This is a genomic window from Streptomyces sp. NTH33, from assembly GCF_003236365.1.
Taxonomy (GTDB): Bacteria; Actinomycetota; Actinomycetes; order Streptomycetales; family Streptomycetaceae; genus Streptomyces.
Genome location: NZ_POTZ01000313.1, coordinates 1 through 8,375, shown reverse-complemented (window position 1 = coordinate 8,375; position 8,375 = coordinate 1). Strand labels below are relative to the sequence as shown.

The following is an 8,375-nucleotide window of genomic DNA, read 5'->3' as shown; positions in this document are numbered from 1 at the left end:
ACAGCAGGCCCAGCAGCGCCGCGAGCACGAAGATGAACACGTGCAGGTCGGGCAGCAGCCAGTGGTGCACGGCCAGCATGAACCCCAGCCCGCCGAACCAGCCGTCGTACGCCGCCCGCTTCCCGGTCGGCGCGGAGCGGACCAGCAGGATCCACGGGACCAGGGCGACGTAGGCGAACCACCACAGCGACGGGGCGGGAAAAGCGAGCATGGGCAGCGCCCCCGCCACCGCGGCCAGCACCGAACGCCGCCACGGGGAGGCCACCCATCGGCCGAACGTCTCCATACGGCGCCCTCCTACCCCCCGATGGCTCCAGTGTGCGCGCCACGAAGGATCTCGCCCAGAGGGCCTCGGAACCCGAACGCCGGGGCGGGATGTCCGGCGGCCCGGACAGGGCACCTCCGCCCGCGACGACCGTTTCCCTTCCTCGTGGAAGCGCGACCGGATGACGTGGGTCATCAAGCCGCGTTCACGACCCCGTCCGAGTCACCGCGGCATCGGGGACTCAAGCGCGGACGGCCTACTCCACCTCGATGCCGTAGTCCTTGACGAGTTCCTCCAGACCGCCCGTGTAGCCCCTGCCGCCGAGGACGAAGTCCCAGTCCCCGTTGGACCTGCGGCGGAAGGAGCCGAGTACCAAGGCGGTCTCGCGGGGCCGGCCGTCGGAGACCTCAAGCCTTCCGAGTTCGGTCATCCCGGGGTCGAGAAGCCGGATGCACGCGTCCGTGAAGCCGGAGAGGTCGGCGTCCGGGTTGACCTCCGGGTCGATGGCGGCCACGAGCACGAACCGGTCGGCATCGTCCGGCAACGCGTCGAAGGAGACGCGGATCGCGGCCTTGTCGGGCGCATGGGCGGGAAGAGCGCGCACGGTGCCGTCCGGCGTCCGCGGGTTGTTGAAGAAGACGAAGTGATCGTCACTGAGGACCCGGTTGCCACGGCAGACGAGGGCACACACGTCCAGGGCGACGCTTCCGGCCCACGACATGCCCAGGACGTTGTAGTCGTCGGGCAGCCGGGGGTCCGGAACCGACGGCGTCGACTGCGCTCCGGCGCGGCGGGGACCATCGCCCAGGCGTCCGCGGAGCCCATGACGGTGCAGCAGGTCGACGAGTTCGGTTCCCGGGATCAGCTCCAGGGGTTTGCCGTTGGCGAAGGTGTGTGAGCCGGGGCCGAACCCCGACGTCGTCACGAGGACGCCCTTGTTGGCGCCGGCGTCCTGCACGGTCCCGTACAAGTCGCGCACGGCGGTGGGCGGTACGGTGTTGCGGTAGCGCTTCACCTGCACGACGATCTTGCCGCCGCGGATGGGTGTCGGATCCAGCGCGTCGACGTCCACCCCGCCGTCGTTCGAGCGCTGGGTGGTGACCGCCTGCATCCCCATGGCCCGGAAGAGATCGGCAACGAGATTCTCGAAGGCGATGGGATCCATCTCGTACAGGTCGGGCTCGTCATCGCTGCCGTGCGTGACCACACGGTTCCCGACCTCCTGCGGCCGGCGGCCCGGCCGCACCGGCGTGAGCTGGTCGGGGCGGGCCGAGAGCTGCCCGCGCAGTGCGTCGGCCAGGCAGCTGCGGGCGTCCACCTGCGCCAAGTGCAGGTCGCGGAACGTCGAGCGCGAAGCCATGACGGTCGCCAGGTGGATGTGGCCCGGCCGGCCCGTCGTGGGGTCGTGCCCGTCCACGAACCCGTTCAAGGTCACCGACTCGAGCGCGCCCGGTTCATCCGCGGCGAAGAGTTCGTGCAGGACGAGCAGCATGCACTGCGCCAGCACCTCCCGGTACAGGGCCCTGCGCTGGCTCACCGGCCGGGGCGTCTCCTTGTCCTGGTCCGCCCCGGACATGTACCGAACGGACTTGACCTCGGGGACGACGTCGTAGGCGGGCAGCTCCCAGTCCAGCACCAGCTGTCCGGCTGCCGAGTCGTAGGCCGCCGCCACCTGGCGTGGGAAACCCTCCGGCCACGCGGTCGACGCGTAGAGAGCGGCGGAGAAGTACTCGACCACAGCGTCGGGGTCGCGCCGCCTCACCCCTTCGGTCAGCTCGACGACGCCGGCGTTGTGCCGCCGTACATCGGCCAGCTGGGCGTCGGCCCACTGCTGGTACTCCCGCTGGTACGACGCCAACTGCTGCTGCCGCTGCGCCTCCGCCGCCCGGGCCGCATGCCAGTCCCGCTCGAAGCGCGCCCGGGCTTCGGTCTGCGCCTGTGCTCGGCGACCGGCGGTCCACCCGCCCTGCGTCTGGTAATGATCGAAGTTCGGCATGGGCACGGGCTGCGCCAAGGGGCCCGGAGCGAAGGGCTGGACCTCTTCGGGGCGCATGAGGGAGGAAGCCCTGAAAGCCGGAGCCTGACAACCCGAGGCGAGAAGACCCTGCAGCGACGCAACCTGTGCGTCCAGTTCCTCGGTACGCCGCAGTGCCTCCGCCTGCCTGTACTCGCGGTAACCCTGGGCGGCTCGCCGTTGGTGGGCGCGTGCTTGCTGCGCTTCTTGTCTCCGCCGCCCGGCTTCGGCCTCCATCTGGCGCTGCTGCTGCCTCTGCATCTCAGCCCAGACGCCGACCAGGCCATTGGAACGACGACTCATGCGGTGCAGGCCCTCCCCGAGGCGCTCTGGTTGTCCCCACAACCACTTGTGACGGGACGACTCTATCCAGCGACAGCCGCCTCGCACATCCGGCCGGTCGCGGAGCGGGCCTTTCCACTCGACGACGAGGTGCCGGGGCGTCCGCGGGCCTAGGGTGATCACATACGGGTGTCGGCGCTCGGGGCAGCGGAGGTCCGAATGAAACGTCTCGTGACAGTCGTCACCGGCGGCGGCCGGGGCATAGGCGCCGCGGTCTGCCGGCGGCTGGCGGCCGAGGGACACGACGTGGTGGTGGGGTACGTCAGCGACACCGAGGCCGCCGAGGCGGTGGCCGACGAGGTGCTGGAGGCCGGGGCGCGTGGGGTCACCGTACGGATGGACACCTCGGTGGAGGCGGACGTCGAGCGGCTGTTCGCCACGGCGGAGGAGCGGCTCGGGCCGGTGACCGGGCTGGTGAACAACGCCGGGGTGAGCGGACCGCTGGGCCGGCTCGCCGACACCAGCACCGCCGACCTGCGACGGGTCGTGGACGTCAACCTGCTGGGCACACTGCTGTGCTCGCGCCGCGCCGCCCAGCTCATGGTGCCCCGGAGGAACGGCGTGATCGTGAACGTGTCCTCGGCGGCCGCCACGCTCGGCAGCCCCGGGGAGTTCGTTCACTACGCCGCGACGAAGGCCGCCGTGGACGCCCTGACGCTGGGCCTGGCCAAGGAACTCGGCCCGGACGGCATCCGTGTCAACGCGGTCGCGCCCGGCATGATCGACACAGACATGCACGCGACGATGGGCGACCCGGGCCGGGTCCGGCGCGCCGCCGGCACGATCCCGCTGGGCCGCCCCGGCCGGGCCGAGGAGATCGCCGCGGCCGTCGCATGGCTGATGTCACCGGACGCCTCCTACACGACGGGAGCGGTGCTGCGGGTGTCGGGCGGGCGCTGACTCCGAGGGGCGTCAGGCCGCCTCGACGACCCGGGCGCGGATGGCGGCGGCCCACTCGACCACCAGCAACTCGTACTCCGCGCGCTCCTGGGCCGACAAGGACCCGCCGGAGCGCGACCACAGCGACCGGATCTGCTCGTTCAGCTCGGCAGCGGACCGCACGGAACCAGGGGCCACTGAATCGGGGGACATGGCCCCAAGCCTAGGGGTAGGAACTGACTCTGCGCTACCGGACCGCTACAGCTGCCGTCTCTCCCGGTGTCCCCGTCCGGCGCCGCAGGTGGTGACGCTTGCGCCAGGCGACCGCCGTACCCAGCAGGGCCGGTACGGCGATGCAGGCCAGCGCGGCGAGGAAGGCCGGGGAGGCCGGTGCCGAGGCGCGGGCGCCGGCGACGGCGTAGGCGGCGGTGTTCGGGACGGAGCCGAGGGCCGTGGCGAGGAGGAAGGCGGGCCAGCCCATGCGGGAGACGGCGGCGCAGTAGTTCACCGCCCAGAACGGGACCCCGGGGAAGAGCCGGGCCGCCATCATCGAACGGAATCCGTGCCGGCTGAGCTGTCCGTCCGCCGCCGTCAGCAGCCGGCCGCGCAGCAGCGGCCGCAGCGCGTCCTGGCCCAGGAGCCGGCCGAGGCCGAAGGTGACCCCGGCGCCCAGCACCGTGCCGCCCAGCGCCGCCGTGAGCCCCAGCTGGGAGCCGAACAGCGCGCCCGCGGCGAGGTTCAGCAGGGGGCGCGGCACGAACGCCACCGTGCACAGCCCGTACGCCACCGCGAACACCACCGCCGCGGCGGCCCCGTCGAGGTGCGGCGGCCAGCCGTGCGCCAGCAGTCTCTGCGGCTGGAGGAGCAGCACGGACACACCGGCCGCCGCGAGCAGGACGAACAGCAGGGACAGCCGCGACCAGGGCGACAGCAGCACTCTCGCACAGACCGGGGCGGCGGCCCCGGAGCGGGTGGTGGCATCGAGCATCCGGTGACATTAACCGACGGATATGGGTGATCGCCGCATCGTCCGTCTCCTGCCCGAACCCGCCCGCCGGGAAAATCGTTCGACGCGGGCCGGCGGGGCGTGGAGGATCGACGTCATGTTCCGGCACGCCTTCGTCCTCGTAGCATCCGCGGTCGCGGATGCCCCGAAGGCTGCCGTCCTGATCCTCCTGGCCGCGGCCGACGGCGCCCGAAGCTGACCCTCCCCGGATCGTCCGGCGGACCCCGCAGGGGGAGGGTCGGCGAACCCTCGGGGTCCCGCTTCACCCACCAGGTTGTGAGGAACAGCCATGCCCAAGACGGCGTACGTGCGTACCAAACCGCATCTGAACATCGGCACCATGGGCCACGTCGACCACGGCAAGACCACGCTGACCGCCGCCATCACGAAGGTGCTGGCCGAGCGCGGCACCGGCACGTTCGTGCCGTTCGACCGCATCGACCGGGCCCCGGAGGAGGCCGCGCGCGGCATCACCATCAACATCGCGCACGTCGAGTACGAGACCGACACCCGGCACTACGCGCACGTGGACATGCCGGGCCACGCCGACTACGTCAAGAACATGGTCGCCGGGGCGGCGCAGCTCGACGGGGCGATCCTCGTCGTGTCCGCGCTCGACGGGATCATGCCGCAGACCGCCGAACACGTGCTGCTCGCCCGGCAGGTGGGCGTCGACCACGTCGTCGTCGCGCTGAACAAGGCCGACGCGGGCGACGGGGAACTCGGCGACCTCGTCGAACTGGAGGTCCGCGACCTGCTCACCGAGCACGGCTACGCCGGTGACACGGTACCCGTCGTACGGGTGTCCGGGCTGGAGGCCCTTCAGGGCGACCCGCGCTGGACGGCGTCGATCGAGGCGCTGCTCGACGCGGTGGACACCTATGTGCCGATGCCCGAGCGGTACCTGGACGCACCGTTCCTGCTGCCGGTGGAGAACGTGCTCACCATCACCGGCCGGGGGACCGTGGTGACGGGCGCGGTCGAGCGCGGCACCGTCCGCGTCGGCGACCGGGTCGAGGTGCTCGGCGCCGGCGTGGAGACGGTGGTCACCGGCCTGGAGACCTTCGGCAAGCCGATGGACCAGGCGCAGGCCGGGGACAACGTGGCGCTGCTGCTGCGCGGTGTGCCGCGCGACGCGGTCCGCCGCGGCCATGTCGTCGCCGCGCCGGGCAGCGTGGCCCCGCGCCGGCGCTTCACCGCGCGGGTGTACGTCCTCCCGGCGCGCGAGGGCGGCCGTACGACACCGGTGTCCACCGGGTACCGGCCGCAGTTCTACATCCGTACGGCGGACGTGGTGGGCGAGGTCGACCTCGGCGGGAGGGCCGTCGCGCGGCCCGGCGACACGGTCACGATGACCGTGGAACTGGGGCGCGAGGTGCCCCTGGAGCCGGGGCTCGGGTTCGCCGTCCGCGAGGGCGGGCGGACCGTCGGCGCGGGGACCGTGACCGCCGTCGAGTGAGGGGCGCCGCGCGAGCGGGGGGCCGCGGGCCGGTGGTGACCGGCCGCGCGGTCCCCCGGCCGCGCGAAGGGGGCGGACCGGCACAATGGAGCCGTGACCGAGCCGATACCCGTGACCCGAGCCGTCGATCACGGGACCGCCAAGCTGATGCCCGACGTCGACCGCGAGCGGGCCTGGCTGCTGACCGTGGACGGTGCGCCGCAGTCGTACGTCGATCTGGACGAGCCCACCCACCTGGAGTTCGAGTACGCGCGCCGGATCGGGCACGTCCTGGACACGGTCGCGGAGCCGGGCCGTCCGCTGGACGTGCTGCACCTCGGTGGGGGAGCCCTCACCCTGCCGCGCTACGTGGCCGAGACCCGCCCCGGCTCCCGGCAGGACGTCGTCGAGGCCGACCGCGCCCTGCTGGAACTGGTCGTCGGCCATCTCCCGCTCCCCGACGGGTCCGGCATCGCGCTGCACACCGCCGACGCCCGGGCCTGGCTCCGGGGTGCTCCGGACGACTCGGCGGACGTCCTGATCGCGGACGTCTTCGGGGGCTCACGGGTGCCCGCCCACCTCACCTCCCTCGCCTACGCCCACGATGCGGAGCGCGTGCTGCGGACCGGCGGCGTCTACCTCGCCAACCTCCCCGACGGCGCGCCCTTCGCCTTCCTGCGCTCCCAACTCGCCACCTTCGCGGCGGCCTTCGAGGAGGTCGTGCTGATCGCCGAGCCGGCGATGCTGCGCGGCCGCCGCTTCGGCAACGCGGTGCTGATCGCCGCGCACCGCCCCCTCGACGTGGCCGCCCTGACCCGGCTGACCGCCTCCGACGCCTTCCCCGCCCGGGTCGAACACGGCGCCGCGCTGAGGGAGTTCACCGGAGCCGCCGAGCCGGTGCGGGACGAGGACGCGGTGCCGTCACCCGAGCCCCCGGACGGGGCGTTCGGCGTCGGCTGACCCGCCGTTCACGCCCGCGTCCGGTCAGCCGACGGGGTTGCCGTGCAGCCGGACGGTGCTGAGGATCTGCATGACGGTCTCGGTGGGAACCTCGTCCTTGACGCCCTTGGCGCCGTAGAAGTTCCAGGAGACGAAGTCGCCGGCGGAGTTCTTGAAGCCGAAGGTGAGTGCCTTGCCGTCGCTCGCGCACTTGCCCTTCTGGGGCGTGTTGGTCGACCGGGCCCAGGCGATGCTGCCCTCGACGCCCGACTTGGTCGTGTACGGCTCGGCCTTCTCGTCGAACGAGAGGCTCTTCTTGTCGGGCTGGGTGTAACCGCCGTAGACCCACCAGGCCACGGTGTTCACCGCGACCTCGTCGGTGTTCTTGGCGCCGCTGGCTCCCTTGGAGCCCACCGAGGCCAGTGAGGTGTCCTCCGTGCGGCCGTCCTTGTCGTCGTCGGACGTGCACCACTTCGACTTGTACTCGGCCACCCCGGACATGATGGCGAGGGGCTTGCCGTCCTTGTCCTCGAAGCCGATGCTCAGACCCGGGGACTTGACCTCCCAGTCGGCCGGCACGTCGAAGGCGATGCCCCGCTTGGGGTTGATGACGACCTTCCAGCCGGGGATCGTCGGCTCCACCGTCTCCGTGCCGCGGGGGTTGTCGCCCGATGCGGAGTCGGAGGCGCTCGGGTCGGCGGAGGCGTCGGCGGAGGCCGGTGCGGACGCCGACCGGCTCGTCTTGGGGTCGGTCGTGCCACCGTCGGCCTTGTCGTCCTTGTCCCCGCCGAGGACCAGGAAACCGGTCACGCCGGCGGTCACGACCACGGCCGCCGCGGCGATGACGGCGACGAGCTTCGTCCGGTTGCCGCCCCCGCCGTCGCCCTTCGGCGGCTGCGGCCCGCTCATGGGTACGGTGGCGCCCCACTGCGGTTGCTGGGCGTACGGGTTGGGCTGCTGGTAGCCGGGCTGCTGGTAGGGATTCGGCTGTTGGTGTCCCGGCTGCTGGTACGGGTTGTTCTGCGGGTTCTGCTCGCCCCCGGGCGGCTGCTGTCCTGGCCACATGGGCAGCAACCCTAGTGCCGCCAGGGACACGATTCGGTCACTGCCTTTTGTCAGGGACGTACCAGTGAGGGGCGCGGGGGTCGGGCGCCGGCTCCGGTCAGAGTCTGTTACTTTCGAGTAACATCTCGGTGCGGGCGCGGACCGGATGCCGATCGGCGAGATGCTCGCCGCCACTGAGGACGGGTTGAGGATTTCGGATGTCATTCGGCCGTTCATGCATGCACGTCGGCAGCCTCGCATTCGGTATTCCTTGATTACGGGCGTGAGTACCGGCGGTAACCGCCCTGCATTTTCCGCCTTCTTGAGACAGCTGTTTTTCGGACTGCTTGTTCGCCGTGAGTCGCGCGTGCGAAGGTGGCGCCCATTCCATGCGCCGTCATGCGGCTGGAAGGAAATGACGCAGTGCAATCCCCCCACCCCCCACGAC

8 protein-coding genes and 1 pseudogene are annotated in these 8,375 nt (G+C 71.8%); 4 read left to right on the top strand and 5 right to left on the bottom strand.

Annotation, left to right across the window (positions count from 1 at the left end; genetic code table 11):
* Both C1I97_RS25480 and C1I97_RS25475 read right to left on the bottom strand, forming a co-directional pair.
* A pseudogene (locus tag C1I97_RS25480) lies at positions 1 to 286 on the bottom strand (apolipoprotein N-acyltransferase); the annotation flags it as partial.
* 235 nt (positions 287 to 521) lie between these two features.
* Entirely contained in the window at positions 522 to 2,582 is a 2,061-nt protein-coding gene (locus C1I97_RS25475; protein WP_181446905.1) for a restriction endonuclease, read from the bottom strand.
* A gap of 198 nt (positions 2,583 to 2,780) precedes the next feature.
* Here C1I97_RS25475 and C1I97_RS25470 point away from each other — a divergent pair, with 198 nt between their 5' ends.
* Complete coding sequence (locus C1I97_RS25470; protein ID WP_111005508.1) at positions 2,781 to 3,521, top strand: SDR family NAD(P)-dependent oxidoreductase; 741 nt, start codon at positions 2,781 to 2,783, stop codon at positions 3,519 to 3,521.
* 12 nt (positions 3,522 to 3,533) lie between these two features.
* Here C1I97_RS25470 and C1I97_RS25465 read toward each other — a convergent pair whose 3' ends face one another.
* Positions 3,534 to 3,713 (bottom strand): hypothetical protein, encoded by a 180-nt coding sequence (locus tag C1I97_RS25465; RefSeq protein WP_111005507.1) that lies wholly within the window; start codon positions 3,711 to 3,713, stop codon positions 3,534 to 3,536.
* Between the two features lie 34 nt (positions 3,714 to 3,747).
* Complete coding sequence (locus tag C1I97_RS25460; protein WP_111005506.1) at positions 3,748 to 4,488, bottom strand: TVP38/TMEM64 family protein; 741 nt, start codon at positions 4,486 to 4,488, stop codon at positions 3,748 to 3,750.
* 22 nt (positions 4,489 to 4,510) lie between these two features.
* Between C1I97_RS25460 and C1I97_RS39340 the strand changes: the two genes are divergently transcribed.
* From C1I97_RS39340 to C1I97_RS25450, 3 genes are all read left to right on the top strand, one after another.
* A complete protein-coding gene (locus C1I97_RS39340) occupies positions 4,511 to 4,705 on the top strand; it encodes a hypothetical protein (protein ID WP_146608286.1) in 195 nt (64 codons plus the stop codon).
* Positions 4,706 to 4,795: 90 nt separating this feature from the next.
* Complete coding sequence (gene tuf / locus C1I97_RS25455; RefSeq protein ID WP_111005505.1) at positions 4,796 to 5,965, top strand: elongation factor Tu; 1,170 nt, start codon at positions 4,796 to 4,798, stop codon at positions 5,963 to 5,965.
* Between the two features lie 93 nt (positions 5,966 to 6,058).
* A complete protein-coding gene (locus C1I97_RS25450) occupies positions 6,059 to 6,904 on the top strand; it encodes a spermidine synthase (protein ID WP_258382728.1) in 846 nt (281 codons plus the stop codon).
* A 24-nt stretch (positions 6,905 to 6,928) separates the two neighbouring features.
* On the opposite strand, the gene C1I97_RS25445 is transcribed toward C1I97_RS25450, so the two are convergent.
* On the bottom strand, positions 6,929 to 7,948 hold the full coding sequence (locus C1I97_RS25445; protein ID WP_111005504.1) for a hypothetical protein: 1,020 nt from the start codon (positions 7,946 to 7,948) through the stop codon (positions 6,929 to 6,931).
* Positions 7,949 to 8,375 lie beyond the last annotated feature (427 nt).